The organism is Legionella hackeliae (assembly GCF_000953655.1).
Lineage (GTDB): Bacteria > Pseudomonadota > Gammaproteobacteria > Legionellales > Legionellaceae > Tatlockia > Tatlockia hackeliae.
In genome coordinates this window covers 2,248,417-2,266,613 of the sequence record NZ_LN681225.1, presented here as the reverse complement: position 1 = coordinate 2,266,613, position 18,197 = coordinate 2,248,417, and the positions used below count along the sequence as shown (strand labels likewise).

The window sequence follows — 18,197 nt, the reverse complement described above, 5'->3', positions numbered from 1 at the left end:
TAACGGCCGCAATATCTGTCAATGTTAGAAGAGTTGAGGCCGCTTAGCAAGTGTTGATTAACGTTTTTGAAATGGAGAGAGAGTCGTAGAAAATGGATTAGGCGCCGATGAGACATAGTCATCATGTGCTGTTTCCTGTGGGCGAGGAATTGAGGTTACGCCTGGTTTGTATGCAGAGATACCCAGACGTTCCATATTCTTTAATAAATTGTTTATAGTTTGTTGCGGCATTGGACGGCCGTAGCGTATATTTGCCAAAAGGGCTTGAGTTGACGGGTCGACAGTACCATCAGGTCTTCTGAAAATAGATTCTAATCGTGACACGGATTGTTGTGTCGGATTTGACTTCATCAATAGGAGAATATGCCTATAACTTTGCGTTACAACATTTGTACTGGTCTTACTGCTGGGTTGTGGAGTAGGAACTGGGGTCAAAGACTTAGCCATTTCTGGGGCTTCTTTTCTCAGTTGATTCATTAAGACTTCCAAATCTGCTCGGGCAGCCTGAAGCTTTGTGAGCTGATTGGAGAGGAGGAGGATTTCTTGCTGCATTGCTTCGCTGCGTGCAGTGATATTCTCTCTCTTCTGAGTCTGTAGACCGACTTCAAGACCTTTATTATGGTGTACAAGCGTCTTTAAAGAAGAAATACTGGGTTTTGCTCGTTCAAATCGTACTTGAGCTTTGTCTTGCTCTTCTTGAGACATAAACGGGAAATTTTCGGGGGATTGATCCTTGGGCAACAAATAATGTTTACCATTATGGAATACAATTGATTCATCTTTAGAAAGAATAAATGCAGATTCACCAAAATCTGTAAAAGGTGACATGGGCTGGCCATTTAAATTCCAAAGTTTCTTTTCTCCTTTTAAAACAGAGATCATGTCTTTAAGGCCTTCGTATTGGACATGTAATCCATTATGCTCATGAAGCAATTCTCTTGCCTCATCATCTTTTCCTGCCTCGATTAATCGTCCAATTTGAGCGGCTTGTGTTTTAAGGGTCTTTTTAAATCCTTTAAGTTTATTTTCCAAGTGTCCGACTGTAGATTCTGGGGTCTCAGTTTGTTTCTCAAGAATAGAGTAGGTCGTTTGTAAGGTTACCAATCGCTGTGTAAGATGCTCATCCTTTGATAACGCAACTTGTTCTTGTAACCAGGTGATTTGTTGTTGCAAAGTTGTCAATGTTTGAGTTCGCTGCTCAGGAGACATCTCAAATGCTTTTAAAAGTAATTCGTATTGATCAAGAGCATCAAGATGATGGTCAAATATACCGTAACGACTGGTAATGATTGCATCTTCTTCATCAAGTTTTTGCATCGCTAACTCTAATTCTTCCTCGAGTTTCTCGGATTCTTTGAGTTTGTCAGAGAGTGTATTCTGTAATGCATTGATAGATTCAGTGTAAGCGGCGTGCTGAGCCTCTGCTGCCGCCATATCTTCGGCTGCATTCATTGCAGTGGCTGATGGTTTATGTAATTTTTTGTCGATACCTTTTTGTATCTCTGCATTTTTTTCTTTAGCTTTAGCTTCTCTTTCATAAAGCAAACCTAGAAGTAAGGCTGCCAGAGCGCGACCTCTTCTAATTTGATGGTCTCTTTGTTCAAGTTGAATGGCTTCTCTTATAGATTCAATTTCTGCCAGTTGTTTGCCAATCATCGTTATAACATCATGCCCTGCTGGTGATTTCAAAAAAGTAATGACATCTTTAGAGGTCTTAAGGCCATAACGACTCAGGTAGATTGTTGCAAGCTCAGGATCATTGACGTGAGATACAGGGTTGTCGTTCTTCACTTTCTGTGTTCTGCTGGTTTCGAGATTTGCAAACCATTTTTCTAACTGAGAAGCGGTTAAACTAATGACTTTATTCTCTTTAGTTGTAAGCGCAATAGATTCATTAGATTCCTGCTGAGATTTTGTGGGGGGGGTGGGTATGGCTGTGTGTTTTTGATCGAGTTCTTTATTGATATCAGAGCGCTTTCCAGATAATGCGTCTGTAGAATCAACTTTCGTGCTGTTAGCCATGACAAACCCTCAAGTGAAATCAATACTTAAGTATACACTATTTAACTGGTTACACAATAGTCAAAATGGGCGCCAAAAGAGCTAAAATAGTTTCAGTTGTTTAATTATTTCCAGCATTGTGTAGTCGTAGCAGAAGGCTCGCCGTAGGGGCCGGCAGCAATCCCTTTAATTCCCAAATGATCGAGGGTGAATGTTTGACATTCTTTGTCTCTTTTCTGAGCGTTTATAGGAGTAGCATGTAGAATAAAACTATCACTCGTCTGTGACAATATTGTTAAAACATACCATCGTTCTGAAGACAGATTGGTGCTTTTTATATCCGTGCTTTTTCCTGTGCCAATTGTTGCAGTTTTATAAGTCAGTCGCTCAGCATAGAAATGCTCCATTTGAGATGCTAAATCGAGCAATGCAACCTGACCATCATAGCGTCTGTCATGTAGTAGATAAGATTGATACGCAGGATAAGCAATACCTATAAAGATACCTAGTATGGCGAGCACGAGTAATAATTCAATGGCGGTAAATCCGTTTTTCATAGCGAATTAGAAAAGTGAAGGGGAAGATGAATGTCTAAAGATAACCTCGTCGTTTGTTTCCATGCTAATTTGTGAACTATTAGGGTGGGTTGAAAATTGTGTTGAGTGTTCAGAATTATTCTCTGTTGGAAAATAGGGTGCATTATTTAGCAGTTTATTCAAAATACAACTGGTTGAATTATGCGGTAACTTCTCCAATTTCATTGGATCAAGAAGATATTCTACATCGTTATTCACTTTATGTAGAGTTTGCTCTTCTTCTTTGGTAAATGCCCAATGATAGAGTTTACGACGCCCAATATGTATTGCTGCAATCATCCTTTGTTTAATAAAACCTGCAATATTATCCAATTGATTCGCAATATAAGTAATCGCATACGCGGTGAAATTAAACAAAGCTCCGAGAGAATTGTCCCAAAAAATACCGGTAATTTTTAAGAAAAGTCCGATGCCATGAGCAAAACCTCGAATTACAGGATCAAGGAATGTTAGTAAGCAACGCAATCCGAAAGAGAAGCTGTCAATGACAGGTAGGATAACGAAGTTTTTAAGAAGCATTAATGGAGGCAAGAATAAGAAAGCCAGTGAATTTAATGCAATATTAATCCATTTGTTTTCTGCGTAATGTCCGAATGGATTGCTAAAACCATATAAAGGTGACAAGCGGAAACCCGGTAAATAACCCCAGCCATTAGGGCGGGCAGCAAATTCCATGAGTAGCTGGCCAAATACCTGCAAATTGCCAAAAATTGCCAATGTTTTACTGATCAATTTAGTAATACCGCGAAAAGGCACATGAAGGAATAGAGAACTTAATTCCAGTAAAGGGATAGTGATGATTTCCAGACAGAAGTCGGCCAGTGCTGCAAAAAATTGTTTACTTGTTTTTACAAAGAGAAGGCGACTTTTGGTTAAACCTGAGATCAATCCTTTTCTATATCCATAAAAATAAGCCTCGACAAATGGCCCACCAATAAGCTTGGCTAAATTAAGTGCGCCTCGAAGGAACCATTTAATTGAGCCAAGGAGCCAATCATCACCAGGATGCATTACAGTATCATAAATAGCAGCGCCACCTTTAGCCCCTAATGTAGCATAACTAATATAGGGGAATTGGCCCATTTCGTCTTCAAGAGAGGGGATCGTTTTACAAAGACCATAGCCTAGAGTGATGGCTAAAGAAACAATAATCGCCACCTCTGCCGGTTCTTCTTTAACTAAAGTCACTGCCTTAATAAAAAATTGATCAAGATCACCACCGACGACAATACCTTGCCAATAAGTCATAGCCGCAGCAATTGCTTCAGAAGTTGCTCCGTTGCCCATCCATTTGCCTAAAATTTGAGTGGGATGTATGCCCTTTATAAGTCCGTTAAGATGTAATTTTGTTAGCAGGGAGGTGAGTGCTTCTGGGGCTATCACCGCACCCGCACCGTAAGCATAGGCAGCCATTGCTAAAGTACCGAGGATCGGATTTTTTTCGCTGGTATTCACGAAAAAGCTTCCAATATGTCTTAAGACACCTAAAAAGCGATGTAATGGATTTTCATAGGGTGGAGGACTAGGGCGATGCTTCTCACGCACGATAACATAATTGTTTTTTTGTAGTTCATTTTTAACAAATTGCTCTAGAGTCAAACCATCTGTTAATAAACCATGAGCATGTAAGGCTTCTTGTAAGTAACTTAATCGATGAGTTTTTTTAGAGTTTGAGGGTAATGTCTTATGGATTGGCTCATGATCTTGATGAATATGTTTAAAAAATTCTTGATATAAATCGCGTGTAAATTGTTTGATATTATGAAATAAGTGTTTAAAGAAAATCGGTAAACGCGAAAAAAACGCTTTTAATTGCAGGCTTGCACGTTCAGGTAAGTAAAGATGATGTTTTCCCAATTGACTGAGAGTAAATAAATCCTCACCCGTGGGAAGGGGATAAATCAGATTCCCTTCTTTAAAAAAATTAATGATCACCATGTCATCATTTTGCCGTAAAAGCACCTGACTGGGTAGCTGTACCCAGCTTCCATTAGGACGGCTAACTAACCACCGTGTTGCCTCTTCAATTGAAGTAATTTCTGTGTGTGCTCCTTTGGGATTTTTACTGATTCCACAGACTAAATCTTCTAGAGTTGAATAACCAATTTGAGCAAGACCATCAAGACAATAATAGGGTTTAATAGTCGTGATAGATAACCCATCAACTCTTGTTTCAGTTTGCGTTTCTGGACTTGCTTTTTGAGGATAGGCCAAATGATTCATCCAATCACGGCCATCAAGCCAAAGTTTCTTTAAAAATGCTTCCAGACGCTTAAAACGACTGGCGGCAATATTATTGAGTGATGCGGGCGGTGTAAGACCATATTCTTTGCAAATGATTCTAATCGCATCATTTAAGCTTTCTTCATCCTGCCCAATATGCAATTCGCTGTCCCATACAAAGATTTTATTGTCTGTTTCTTCGCTAAAATCAAGTTGATCTACTCTGCTTACTGGATGAACCCGATTAAATTGATAATGTTGAGCAGCTTGACGAGCTTCATAAATAATTGTGTCCAGGGTTCCCTCTGAGATAAGGGGGTGTGTCGCAATTAATAAATTATCCCCTCGTGATTCTTCAAGAATAGCAATAACGTTTTCTCGTAATCTCTCTTGTCCTGCCCAGTCGCTGCTTAATAATTCACGTTCGACTATTAGTAATTGAGACAATTTATCAATACAGGTTGTCGCTAATTGATATTTAGCAATTTGAGCTTTTGTACGTGGTTTCTGATAATGATCAGAACGTATTCGATAGCGATTGATTTGGTTAATTGTGTTAGCTACTAAAGAAGAAGGTCGAGACCCCGGCAAATTTTTTAATTTTTGTGGGTCATCGGTTATTAATAAGATCTGCACATTTTTCTTATTATGGTTTGCAAAAATACGAAGAGAATTATTACCTGGAAATTGATTGTTCCCCGGTAATTTATATTCCATGTTGTAATAACCATAGAATACTGTGCCAGCCTGACTGCTGATTGCCGAGCCGGTAATAGTAGGGATCTCTTCATGGGCATAAGGCTTAATTTGCAGGGGGACTATAGTTTGTAGCCGCTCACTGATTAATTTTACTGGAAACATAGTCTACTTTTAATTGGCCCATCCTTTAGGAAGACTATAAAACTTTGTAGTCTGTTTGCAAGTGGACATCTGAAAAGTTAGATTGCAAAATACTTAAAGAATTGTTGCAACGAGAATTGATAGGGTTTGCTGGCAATCCAGCAGGCTGGCTGTTAAAATGATGCAAAAATAAACAGGAATAGATAATTAATGACAAGTTATTGCGGTTACATTGCTTTAGTAGGACGCCCGAACGTAGGTAAATCAACGCTGCTAAACCGTATTTTAAATCAAAAATTGAGTATTACCTCGCGAAAACCTCAAACTACAAGACATAGCATTCTAGGGATACAAACACTTGAGGATTACCAATACGTTTATGTCGATACTCCTGGTATTCATCAGGGGTCCAAAAAAGTGATGAATCGCATGATGAACAAAACTGCCAAGAGTGTTTTGCGTGATGTCGATGTTATTGCATTTCTCGTAGACGGAACTCATTGGACTGAAGAGGATGAATATGTTCTGCATTTAATTAAGCAGGCTAAAGTGCCTTGTATTTTGCTAATTAATAAAGTGGATAAGATTGTAGATAAAGATCAGTTGCTGCCTTTTATAGAACAGCTAAGTGGACTTCACGAATTTGCCAAAATTATTCCTCTTTCTGCCAAAACAGGAGTACAAGTCGAGGAGTTTGAAGAAACGTTAAAGGCTTATTTACCAGAAGGACCGCATTTATTTGCAGATGATCAATTTACCGATCGTCCGATCCGATTTTTATGTGCAGAATTATTAAGAGAAAAAATTTTTCGCCTTTGTGGTCAGGAATTACCTTATGCAACGACAGTGGAAATTGAGTCTTACAAGGATGAAGGTAATCTCGTACGTATCCATGCTTTAATTCTGGTAGAAAAAGAGAATCATAAGCGTATTATTATCGGCGATAAGGGAAAGAAGCTGAAAGAGATGGCAACCAATGCTCGCCTGGATATGGAAAACTTATTGGGTAAAAAAGTTTTCTTGCAATGTTGGTGCAAAGTGAAAACAGGTTGGGCGGATGATGAACGTACGCTAAAGCAATTAGGCTATGACGGTTGAATTAGTTGAGGCTTGGGTTTTGCATAAACGTCCCTCTGGTGATTCCAGTGTGCTCGTCACCTTTTTTACTCGCGAGAAAGGAATCATTAAATGCTTATGCAAGGGTGGACGCTCTCCTAAAAAACAAGCTGTTCTACAATTATTTACCCCTCTTTGGTTATCTGTAGAGATCAAAAGGGACCGGCATTATGTGCGACAATTTGAAACAACATCGCGCACCTTAGACCTTAAAGGCAATGCACTCTTTGCAGGCCTCTACCTTAATGAACTACTTTATTACAGCCTAAGTGCTTTGGATTACCATCCAGAACTTTTTGAAACCTATCTTAAAACGCTTAATGGATTAGTCGATGCGACTAATAATCTGATGATAGAGGTTCTGTTAAGACATTTTGAATGGTCTTTACTGACTGCGTGTGGACAAGCCATCTCATTCACGGAGGAGGCGAATACAATGCAGTTAATAGATGAGAATAAAAATTATCAATTTATAGCGAAAGAAGGATTTATACCGGCAATTACTGGATTGTCTGGTAAGCACATTTTAGCCTTATCTCAAGGACATTTAAATGATGTGGCAGTACTCAAAACAGCCAAATTAATTATGCGCCAGGCGATAGATTCATTATTAGAGGGTAGAGTTTTACAGTCACGGGCATTGTACATAAAAAAGACTTAAGCCAGAAAGCAATAATTTTTAAAAGTTACCTTGGATAATCGACGGAGTGACTATCCAAGGTTTAATTAAGATCAATTCACTTAGAACGTTTATACCTAGTTATTATTGTTATTATTATCTAAGGACTCAGCAGATAGTTTGTTAGGTCCTGTATTAGCTAATTCCAGAAGTTTTGCAATATTAATATTTCTACATTGAATAGATGGAATACCATTATCGCTTCTTTTTCCAGAACTAACCTCAATAGCTTGGGTTGATTGCAAGTTGAGAACAATGTCTGCAATTTCGTTTGCTGAGTAATCAGGTAAATCAATCCAGACAATCAACTTGCTGTTAGCCGTTTTCCAACCTGTTAAGCCAGTTAATTTTTCCAATGCGTTCACAATTTGCTCTTTTTCAGTTGCAGAAACAGTAGGTTGTGGTAAAAAGAGTTTTGAGAATACTGCATCCATTTTTTTCTCTTCTTCACGGGCTAAATGAATCAACTCCGAAAGAATAATCATGGCAGATTTGTTACTATTTGGGCTTATGCTGATTGCTAACATAGTTATGGGACTAATCTGCTTTTGCAAGCCATCTATGTCCAGCGTAGGGTATTTTTTTAAAATATTTTGTAACAAAGTCGATAAGGTTAGACGTAAGGCAATAACGGTCTTTAATTCTTCATCCACAAAGGGTTTTTCTTGTGCATCTCTTATGCGCTTTAAGATTAGTTCAGTTAGTGGCTCTAAGGTTTTATCAATTTGTGCAATGGCTTGAGAATAGAGGCTCGATTCATTTTCTTTTTCACCTGGATGTCGAAGCAATATACTCGGTAAGTCAAATGCACGTAGAAAAATATTGATTATACAGGTTCCGGTTCGTCCATTTGCATTTGCAAACGGATGAATTTCAGTAAATCTATAAAAAGTTTCTGCCAGACATTTGGCTATTTGAGGTAAATTCTTCCTATCAAGAGTACGTAGCTTAGTAAGAGTCTCGGTTGCAAAATTTTTCATTGCTGGAGGAATGTCCTCCGGGTAGCAACAAATTTTAACGATATTATCAAGGGCTTTTTTTTCTGTAGGTGACAGTTGTTTACTATGATAAGCAGTGATTAGCTTATGAAGGGTCGTAATTCCTTTTAAGTAGGGACTTTTTTTATCGATAAAAGGCAGCTGTGATGGATGTGCCTTAAGTGAAGACTCCCTAATTTGGTATAGAAGATCCACAAAAACTGTTGCATCATCAAAGCTAATTTTTGATTCAACCAGAAAATCAACAAATTGACTCTTTGATTTGCACTTAGGATGTTTATTTGACATAAATAAGGCGACATCAGACCCGATTTGTGCTCCTTGATGCCAGCGAAGAACAGCTTCTTTTGTATATTCGCCAGATTTTCTTCCATGAGCCGCTAGCAAGGCTTTACCTATGAACTCATGCAATGTATTAATCCACTCCAGAAAAAGTCTCTCATCTACTTTTTCAAACCCATTTTGACGAATGAATGGTAAAATTATTTCTTGGGCATAAAGATAAGCGCGCAACATGTCTTCATGTTGCTCAGCTTCAGGGAACAAAGCATCTTTAAACGTTTCAGAACCTGATAAGCGTGCTGGTGATGATTCTGGTTCAAAGGCATAAATTAACGCGTGATTAAATTCAGTTAAGTTTGATATAGATGGCATTTTATTGATCAATATATGGTCATTGGGGGAGAAAATATATCATTTTGGTGAATAAAAAACAAATAATCACCATGTCTTAATATGATGCCAGGAGTGAGCTCTTTAATTAGGTTGATAAAGTTGCCATTGAGAATAAGAAGAGGGAAGTGGGATTTTTTTAAGCCAGGAGCTTGTTTGAGGATTAAACGCGGTGGATTGCTCTAAAGGACAAATCAATATTAAATCCACGTTTCGTTGTTGCATTAATTGTTTTGCTTCCTCATTACTCGCTTTAAAAAAGCGCAGGCTGGTTTTTAATCCCTCTGGATTGTGATGGTCGTTAGTCGCAATGATGGAATATCGTGTGGAGTAAAGCAGTAACGGACCATAATTACTATGGACAAAAATAATGTTGTCTTTTTTAAATTGAGGCTTCTCTAAAAATTTATCTTGAAGCATTCGATAAAATTGCTGTTGGCATAATTGTTGTGAGTCAACAAAATAATCGTTGCTAAGTGAGAAAATGAAAAGCGGTAGGGCACTAAGAATTGCCACTGATATTAGTTGAAAAGACAGTCTGCTATGTTTTATTTCATGAAGAATAAAAGACGCAAGAATAATAGTCAGCGGAACTGCAAATTCAACCCAACGATACATGTATATTGTTAGCAAGATAGTGAACGTTGCAGCGCTTAAGAAGAATAGCTTTGTCCCGCAAAGTGAATTTTGAAGATAGAGAAAGTAACAATACCCAGCACCTATTAAAAAATAACTAAGGATTGCTAGTGCCAGTGAAGGATCGATACTAAATGGTGAATAAAATTCGGAAAGAGTTGGGAAAAAATGCTGTAACAAATAAGCGTCGACATGATTATATGGACCTAAATAAAATCCCGAAAATAAAAAATTCATCATCAAGAATAGAGCAAGCACTGCTGTGAACGCAAAGAGAGTTTTAGTCACTCTATTTTTATTTTGTAAAAGTAGCACATATAAACAAAAAGTTAGCGTCAAAAGAAGGACAAAAATAAGATGAACAATAGAAATAACATCATGAGCTACTGTCAAAAAATTACGATGCTCAAGAAGGATAATCACTGCAAATCCAACACAAAGACTTAATAAAAAAACGGCGACAGAGTAAGGGCGAATTTCGTGTTTAACTAGTGCTAACCCAAAAAGGAAGCCAAGCCCAATTAACAATAACAACATAAAGCTGATACTTGTCCACACGGCCAAACTAGCCACAATTGCAGTAGTTATAGCCAAGCTGATTCTATCTGTCTGCATAAACCGTAGTAAATATCCCCAGTAGATGATGCTTAAGGGAATTAAGAAAAAATCATAATCAACGCGCAGAGGAATAAAATAACTGTGCATAAAAGGATTAAATAAAAAGGCCAAAAGTACAAAAAATTGCTGGGAAGCAGACGGTTTTAAAGGGTTAATAACCCACAACATAGCCCAAGCTGAAATAGCAAAAAAAATAATAGGCAACCAAAAACTCCAATTGTAAAGAGCGGATGAAAGAGGCATGAAAATGCTAAGTAGTAGACCTCCACTTGCTAATAAAACCGTGATAGCAGATGTCCAACTATGCGTGTCTGCTCCAAAAGGCGCATTAAGGCGTGGGTTAAAATGTTGATACCAATCTCCTTGTCTGAGTAAATCTGAGGCAATGACTAAGTGCATATAAGCGTCTTGTTCGTAGACGAAATATTGATGATGCATAAAGTCTTTGATGTTGTGGAGATTGCTAATGAGAATAATAAAAAGGGTGATGATGACGAGAATCGATGTTCTTATTCGAGAGGTGTTAGGCTCAATCAAGTATTTTCGGTAAAGAAACGACATAGCGTCAGTGGTAGAGTTTTACTAAGACTATACAACCTGGCAGACTCCATTGAAAGGTCCTTTCGATGTCCGAGCAATTTAAAAATTTGGCACATAAATCGCTTATATTATTCAATCAAACTAAAAATGATCATCACTGCTCTAGATGCAAAATACGTTTCAGGTCATAATTCGTGCATTTTACTTGGTTAATGGTGAAGCTATGACAAATGAAATTTTGCTTGGTGTTAATATTGATCACATCGCGACAGTGCGTCAGGCACGCGGTACACCTTACCCTGATCCGGTACAGGCTGCAATGGAAGCAGAAGAGGCTGGTGCTGATGGAATTACCCTACACATGCGCGAAGATTTGCGTCATATCCAAGCTCGAGATGTTCGATTAATTAAAGCCGTCTTGCAAACACGCATGAATTTGGAATTAGCAGTGACTGAAGCAATGCTTGATTTCGCGGAAGAAATTAAACCGGAGCATGCCTGTTTAGTGCCCGAAAAACGAGAAGAACTAACCACAGAAGGCGGATTGGATGTTATTGGGCATTACCAAAGCGTTGCCAATGCAGTAAAACGCTTAAAGACGATAGGAAGTGAAGTCTCTCTATTTATTGATCCTGATATGAAACAAATTGAGGCTGCTGCTGCGGTAGGAGCTCCAGTGATTGAAATTCATACTGGTTGTTATGCGGATGCTACGAATCCAACAGAACGGGCACACGAATTGCAACGAATAATTGAAGCAACAAAATACGCCGCTAGCCTCAATTTAATTGTTAATGCTGGTCATGGTTTAAATTATCATAATGTGAAACCAATTGCGGCTATTAAAGAATTACATGAACTTAACATTGGCCATGCCATTATCGCACGTGCTTTATTTAGTGGTTTGAAAGATGCGGTAAGACACATGCGTCAACTCATGTTGGAAGCGAGAAACTATGCCTAATACTGACGCAATCGTTATACGATTAACCGGAGACTCTGGAGACGGTGTGCAGCTCGTTGGTGAACAGCTAACGATTACGGCTGCACTGACAGGAAAAGATGTAAGAACACTTCCTGACTTTCCTGCAGAAATTAGAGCACCTGCTGGAACGGTTGCTGGGGTGTCTGGTTTTCAACTAGCGATGTCAGAACAAGCTATTTTTACTGCCGGGGAAACACTTGATGTGTTGGTGGCATTAAATCCAGCTGCCTTAAAAAATTCATTGCAACATTTAAACCCGGGTGGTTTGTTAATTGTTAACGAGGATAGTTTTCAGGAAAAGGATTGGCAAAAAGCAGGATTAACCAAAGACTTTCTTGATAATGCGGCTGAACATTATCAACTCGTTTCGCTACCACTTATCACCCAAACACTTCAGGCGGTTGCTGCACTAGATATGAATCATGCGCAAGCAAAGAAAGCTAAAAATTTCTATGTGTTGGGATTGGTACTGTGGCTATTTGATTTACCAACGGAAAGTTGTATTGAATTTATTAAGAAAAAATTTAAAGCAAACCCGCAAATTGCAAAAGCCAATGAGCTCACCTTGCTGGCAGGATTTAATTATGCAATGACGCTAGAGCTTGCAAGGCGGCAGTTTATGTTAGGGCAAGTCAGCCGTGACGATGGGGATTATCGACAAATAACAGGCGTTGAAGCATTGTCACTGGCGATTGCAACGATGGCTACCAGTACACAAACGCCAATGTTAGTTTCAGGTTATCCGATTACTCCTGCCTCTGCAATCTTACACGAATGTGCTCGTTTGGAAGATTATGGGGTGCAGTTACTCCAGGCGGAAGATGAAATTGCTGCAATTTGTGCGTGTATAGGGGCTGCCTATGCAGGTTGTCTTGCTCTTACGTGTACCTCAGGACCTGGTTTTGATTTAAAAAGTGAAAGTTTAGGACTTGCCGTAATGGCTGAGTTACCCCTGGTTTTAGTGGATGTACAACGAGCCGGGGCTTCAACCGGCTTGCCTACGAAAACAGGCCAAAGTGATCTTCGTCAAGCATTGTATGGTAGACACGGGGAAGCGCCTTTGCCGGTGTTTGCAGCCAAATCTCCTTCCGATTGTTTCAATACAATTTTAGAGGCATTTAACGTCGCAATTAAATATATGACGCCTGTTATTGTATTATTGGATGCCTACATTGCTAATGCTGCAGAGCCATGGAAAATACCTGGCCTCGAATCGTTGGAAATTCCAGCTATCCAATTCAATCGTTTTCCTAAGCCTTATCAAAGGGATGATGTGCTTTCTCGCAGTTGGAATGTTCCTGGCACTGAAGGATTTATCCATCAGTTAGGGGGGTTAGAGAAGCAAGGGGAAGAGGGGCGAGTGAGTTATGATGCGGAAAATCATCAGAAGATGGTTAAGCTAAGAGCGGATAAAATTGCGGGAATAGCACGCGAATACCCCAGTTTACAGCTTGAAGGGATTAAGAGCGCTGAAACAGTAGTGCTTGGTTGGGGAAGTACTTATGGCAGTTTGAAATCTGCTGTAAATCAATGCCGCGCCGATGGATTAGCACTGGCCTTTCTCCACTTACGCCATTTAAATCCTTTACCAAATGAGTTAGGTACCTTGCTGCGCCAATATAAGAACGTCTTGGTTGCAGAATTAAATTCAGGTCAGCTATGCCAGTTATTACGTGCTAATTATCTGGTTGATGCTAAATCAATAAATCAGTGCAATGGCCAGCCTTTCACAGTCAGTCATTTGGTTAACGCCATTAAATTGGAAATTAATCATGAATAACAGTTATAAACGTGAAGATTTTGCCAATTCCACAGAGGTTCGTTGGTGCCCTGGATGCGGGGATTATGCGATTTTGGCTGCTTTGCAGCGAGTGCTACCCGAGTTGGGGCTTCCTCCTGAAAAACATGTGTTTGTCTCAGGCATTGGGTGTGCAGGGCGATTGCCTTACTACATGAATACTTATGGTTTCCATACGATCCATGGCCGAGCAACTGCAGTGGCTACTGGACTTAAAGCCATGCGTGATGATTTAACGGTTTGGGTCATTACTGGTGATGGTGATGCGTTAAGTATTGGGGGTAATCATTTAATTCATTGTCTGCGAAGAAATGTTAATGTGAATATTTTGCTCTTTAATAATCAGGTGTATGGTTTAACTAAAGGACAATTTTCACCTACCTCACAAAAAGGGCAAATCACAAAAACCTCTCCTCAAGGAGTGAATAATGAGCCGATTAATCCATTAACTATAGCTTTGGCTTCCGGTGCAAGTTTTGTTGCTCGTGCTGTGGATAAGGATCCAGCGCATCTTGCAACTGTTCTTAAAAAAGCTTACGAGCATAAGGGTTGTTCTTTTGTTGAAATTTATCAAGATTGCAATATTTTTAATAACGGCGCCTTTGATGCATTTGCAGTTAAAACAAATCGTGCTGAACAAACCATTGCCTTAGCGGATGGGCAACCGCTGTTGTTTGGTGCGCAGCAGGAATGGTCTTTGACTTTGCAAGATGAAGTATTAATACGTAAAACTGCAGCAGAGGCTAGCTATCGCCATGATTCTAGTAGCTTTATTGCGGCAATGCGTCTTGCCCGACTTAATTTTCCTGAGTTCCCAGTACCTTTGGGGGTCTACTATCAGAAAGAGCGTGACATGTTTGCCTTGAATAAGCCCTTTAAAAAAACACGGATGGATTTACCAGAGCTGTTCCGTGCTAAAGCAAGTTGGCAACAAGGTGGGAAAAATTAATTATAAAAATTGTTTATGTTGACGGGTGCTTCCTGGAGCCGTTTTCTCTTGAAGTGCTTTGTTAACATCATCCATTTTCTTGATTCGCGATAACTCAGCTGGGGTAAAAGAAATGTTAGATGAAGGGATATCCAAATTGGCTTTTTTTAATAAGCCTCGCAATTCTTGAACACTATGGGGTTCGAATAAACCGAAAAAATTGCGTTTAATAGAGCACGTATCTCGAATAAGGGCGATAATTGCCTCTTGCTGTCCTTCATTGGGTTGAAACTTCGAGAGCCATTGGGAAATAGCGGTAAGTTTCTCAACTTTTGTATCGGAATTCATGTTAAACCAGGAGGCTCGCTCATTTTTCTTTTTTTGAATATTATTAATTAATGTATCGACAATAGATTTTATCGCAGGATTTGAAGGTGTAGTCACCATTTCTACTGGAATAGTCTCAGTTGTTTTTGCTGTAGTTAGAATAGTTGGGGCCGGAGGAGGTGAGTGAGCATCTGAATTCTCAACTCTTGTAGATAATTCAGTATCACCAATCTCTTCGAATAATTCGGATTGGTTATCTTGAATTTCCTGTAAAGTGTGTTCGCAAGCAATATAACCTTGTTTGGCAATGTTCTCTAAGGTTTGCCTGCAGTCATTCTCAAAATTTACCAACTTAAGGGAAGGGTCATCAGTTAACATCAATAAATGTTCGGCTGCTGCGTGAAATAGCGTTAAACTTGAAGCGAGTTTTGTTGCATCAGCCTCCCAACCCATCAACGTAGTTATATCGATGTTTTTTGACAACTTTTCTGCAACCAGTTTTACCATGTCATGGTAATGGTCGAAAAGAATAGGATTTTTTAAATAGGCACAAGCTTCCTCAAGATTGAGGATGCCATATTTTTTCGACGAAGGACTGTAACCTAATGATTGGAGTTGAGGAAATATATACCAAATCCAGTGAGTTGCTTTTTTTCCAGATGAGATTTCTTTATGCGCCCTCTCATAATTTAGCTTTTGAGCGTCGAGAAACCGACTGAGGTCAATTGTAGAAGTCTCAAATTTTTTCTTTGACATGGGTATCTCAATTTATACGAATATAAAGAGGTTAGCACAGCATTGTTAATGGAATATTACGTACTGAATGGTTTATGAATAAAGAATTAATGACTAGCCAACCAGCTCTTTATTTCTTTAATACTCTCGTTAATGACTCTTAATAATTGCTGATATAGCTTTTCCAAGAGTTCCCTTTGTCCGGTTTTCCAATATTGCTCTAGATGTTGACAGGCTATGTTTATTTTAACTGTTCCAACATAAACAGCACCGCCCTTAATCTTATGCGCAATTTGCTGTGTTTTACCCCAATCGTTCTCATCATGGGCTTTTTTCATCAGTTCCAGGTCATTAGGTAATGACTCATTAACCATAATAGTTAGCATTTCGGCTAACATAGCTTCACTTCCCGTGGTGTTAATTCCTTCTTCAGGATCCAGAATTGGAAACTCGGTTAAATTAAATAAATTTGCGTTTTCTTCGGATAGATTGGATGTGCGCGCGATTTCCTGTGTCATTTCTTCTTGTTTTCGTCCAGGGATGAATGTGGCAACGATATCAGCACAGTTTTTTGCTGTGAGTGGCTTATTAATTACTGCATTCATTCCTGCATCAATGCACCGCTTTTTATTCTCTTCACCCACATGTGCTGTGAGAGCGATAATCGGCGTATGGGTTTTTTTAGGCAACTCTTGTACACGAATAAGATGGGTGACCTCATAGCCATCTAAATCAGGTAAACCAATATCCATGAATATCAGGTCATAAGGGTTAGTTTTCCATTGTTCGATTGCTTTCTTTCCCGTCTCTGCAATATCAACATTACAGTTGAGACTGGTAAGTAGTGATGTGGCAATGGATTGGGCAATAGGGTTATCTTCAACCACAAGTACTTGATATTGTTTCTTTGAATCGTCGAGTTGAACAGATCTGATTTGTTCAGCATAAGTTGTTTGATAGGGAGCATCCAAGGCTTTTTCCAACTCCTCATCAACCCCTAAGTCATCATCAAGAAGCGGCTCCTGCAATGGAATAACACAAGTAAAGCGAGACCCTTTTCTGGGGGCGCTTTTGACATAAATTTCACCCTCTAACTCATCAATAAATTGTTTAACAACGGAAAGTCCCAAACCTGCTCCTTTATACAATCCTTGATAGGAGGGTGTAAGACGCTTAAATTGTAAATAAATTTCTTGTTGTTTATCTTGAGGAATGCCGATGCCAGAATCCTCAACGATTAACTTAATAATTAATTCCCGGTTGTTTCTTTTTGCCAAATGGGCAGAAAGTTTAACGAAACCGAAGTCTGTGAAGTTCAGGGCATTCGCAATGAGCTCAAGGATGATACGATGGACTCGGACTTTATCCCCAATGACATAGGCAGGAATGTTGGTATCAATATCGAGGCTTAAATCCAGATTTTTGTGTGCGGCTTTAGCACGGTTTAGCTTAATAATATTTTCCAATGTCTTATAAAGGCTAAATTTTTTCTTTAATTTAGGAATTTCGCCTGAACTTACACGAATAGCCTCCAAAACTTCGTCTAATAAGTCCAAAAGAGCATGGCTTGAGGCGATTAAATTTTCAGCATATTCCTTAATGTGCGGACTATCCGCTTCCATTTTAAGAATATCTGCAAAGCCTACAATTCCTGTGAGTGGCGTTCTGATATCATGTCGCATGTTTTCCAAAAATTCCGTTTTTGCAAGACTTGCAGCTTCTGCTTTTTGCCGGGCAGCAATTAAGTCTTGTTCTAAATTTTTCTGTTCGGTGATATCCATTGACGTACCGATAACGCCAACAATTTCCTTTTTTTCATTGTATAGAGGACTTTTTATAGTCAGTTCTGTGATAATCCGGCCGTCGGCTAATTTGGCTATTTCTTCTCTCTTGTAAGTTTTATTTTCGCGCATTACGTCTAAATCGAGATTACGCCAATCTTGAGCAAATTCCTTCCAACATAAATCAAAATCCGTTTTTCCAATGACATGCTCTGGGTGGTCAAAACCAGCCATATTGGCAACAGACTGATTGCATCCCATATAACGACCCTCTTTGTCTTTCCAGTATATGGCGCCCGGTAAAGTATTAATGATGGTATTGATATAAGCTTTCAACGCTTCGTTTTTTCTATCAATCAGCGTAAAAATGACTACATAGTTAGATCCTGTATAAGCTATGGATAGCATGTATTCATGGCTTAGGTTTTTGTCGTGAAATTCAGAGTGCTCAAATAACGTGGTCTTGGCCTTTTTGATTAAATCAGGAATGTCGTTTGCATCAAGACCCATATAGGTGAGAGCTTCGGTAAAAGGTTTCTTGGAGTAGATAGACAAGCCAGTGAAATAAGGCTGATTTGTTTTAAGAATAATTTGTTCAATCTTGTGCTGGGTATCGATAAAAAAAACGATTTTTTCAGTTTTTTGGAGAGATGAAAGAAAAAATAAGCTATCAAGTTTTTCATTAATTGCTTGACTAGATAGGGAGAGTGCATTATTTGCCATT

The 18,197-nt window shown here is 39.0% G+C and carries 12 protein-coding genes; 5 read left to right on the top strand and 7 right to left on the bottom strand.

The window, feature by feature from the left end:
* Positions 1-57: 57 nt before the first annotated feature.
* From LHA_RS10015 to LHA_RS10005, 3 genes are all read right to left on the bottom strand, one after another.
* Positions 58-2,022: a hypothetical protein gene (locus LHA_RS10015; RefSeq protein ID WP_045106416.1), complete on the bottom strand. Its 1,965-nt coding sequence runs from the start codon at positions 2,020-2,022 to the stop codon at positions 58-60.
* A gap of 104 nt (positions 2,023-2,126) precedes the next feature.
* On the bottom strand, positions 2,127-2,558 hold the full coding sequence (locus tag LHA_RS10010; RefSeq protein WP_045106415.1) for a type IV pilin protein: 432 nt from the start codon (positions 2,556-2,558) through the stop codon (positions 2,127-2,129).
* Positions 2,559-2,564: 6 nt separating this feature from the next.
* Positions 2,565-5,681, bottom strand: a complete 3,117-nt coding sequence (locus LHA_RS10005; RefSeq protein ID WP_052673674.1) for a hypothetical protein — start codon at positions 5,679-5,681, stop codon at positions 2,565-2,567.
* 189 nt (positions 5,682-5,870) lie between these two features.
* Here LHA_RS10005 and era point away from each other — a divergent pair, with 189 nt between their 5' ends.
* A complete protein-coding gene (era, locus tag LHA_RS10000; RefSeq protein WP_045106414.1) occupies positions 5,871-6,758 on the top strand; it encodes a GTPase Era in 888 nt (295 codons plus the stop codon).
* Entirely contained in the window at positions 6,748-7,437 is a 690-nt protein-coding gene (gene recO, locus LHA_RS09995) for a DNA repair protein RecO (protein ID WP_045106413.1), read from the top strand. Before era ends, recO begins: the two co-directional genes overlap by 11 nt.
* 95 nt (positions 7,438-7,532) lie before the next feature.
* Here recO and LHA_RS09990 read toward each other — a convergent pair whose 3' ends face one another.
* Together LHA_RS09990 and LHA_RS09985 are read right to left on the bottom strand one after the other, a co-directional pair.
* Positions 7,533-9,107: a Fic family protein gene (locus LHA_RS09990; RefSeq protein ID WP_045106412.1), complete on the bottom strand. Its 1,575-nt coding sequence runs from the start codon at positions 9,105-9,107 to the stop codon at positions 7,533-7,535.
* Positions 9,108-9,209: 102 nt separating this feature from the next.
* A complete protein-coding gene (locus tag LHA_RS09985; RefSeq protein WP_231861897.1) occupies positions 9,210-10,916 on the bottom strand; it encodes a glycosyltransferase family protein in 1,707 nt (568 codons plus the stop codon).
* A gap of 226 nt (positions 10,917-11,142) precedes the next feature.
* Between LHA_RS09985 and pdxJ the strand changes: the two genes are divergently transcribed.
* Genes pdxJ through LHA_RS09970 form a run of 3 tightly spaced genes read left to right on the top strand, consistent with a single transcriptional unit; the run spans position 11,143 to position 14,651 of the window.
* Positions 11,143-11,883, top strand: a complete 741-nt coding sequence (pdxJ, locus tag LHA_RS09980; protein ID WP_045107527.1) for a pyridoxine 5'-phosphate synthase — start codon at positions 11,143-11,145, stop codon at positions 11,881-11,883.
* Positions 11,876-13,684: a 2-oxoacid:acceptor oxidoreductase subunit alpha gene (locus LHA_RS09975; protein ID WP_045106410.1), complete on the top strand. Its 1,809-nt coding sequence runs from the start codon at positions 11,876-11,878 to the stop codon at positions 13,682-13,684. Before pdxJ ends, LHA_RS09975 begins: the two co-directional genes overlap by 8 nt.
* A complete protein-coding gene (locus LHA_RS09970) occupies positions 13,677-14,651 on the top strand; it encodes a 2-oxoacid:ferredoxin oxidoreductase subunit beta (protein WP_045106409.1) in 975 nt (324 codons plus the stop codon). The genes LHA_RS09975 and LHA_RS09970 overlap by 8 nt, the downstream gene beginning before the upstream one ends.
* On the opposite strand, the gene LHA_RS16100 is transcribed toward LHA_RS09970, so the two are convergent.
* Complete coding sequence (locus LHA_RS16100) at positions 14,652-15,713, bottom strand: DUF1810 family protein (protein ID WP_052673673.1); 1,062 nt, start codon at positions 15,711-15,713, stop codon at positions 14,652-14,654.
* Between the two features lie 86 nt (positions 15,714-15,799).
* Entirely contained in the window at positions 15,800-18,196 is a 2,397-nt protein-coding gene (locus LHA_RS09960; protein ID WP_231861896.1) for a response regulator, read from the bottom strand.
* Between the last annotated feature and the right edge of the window lies 1 nt (position 18,197).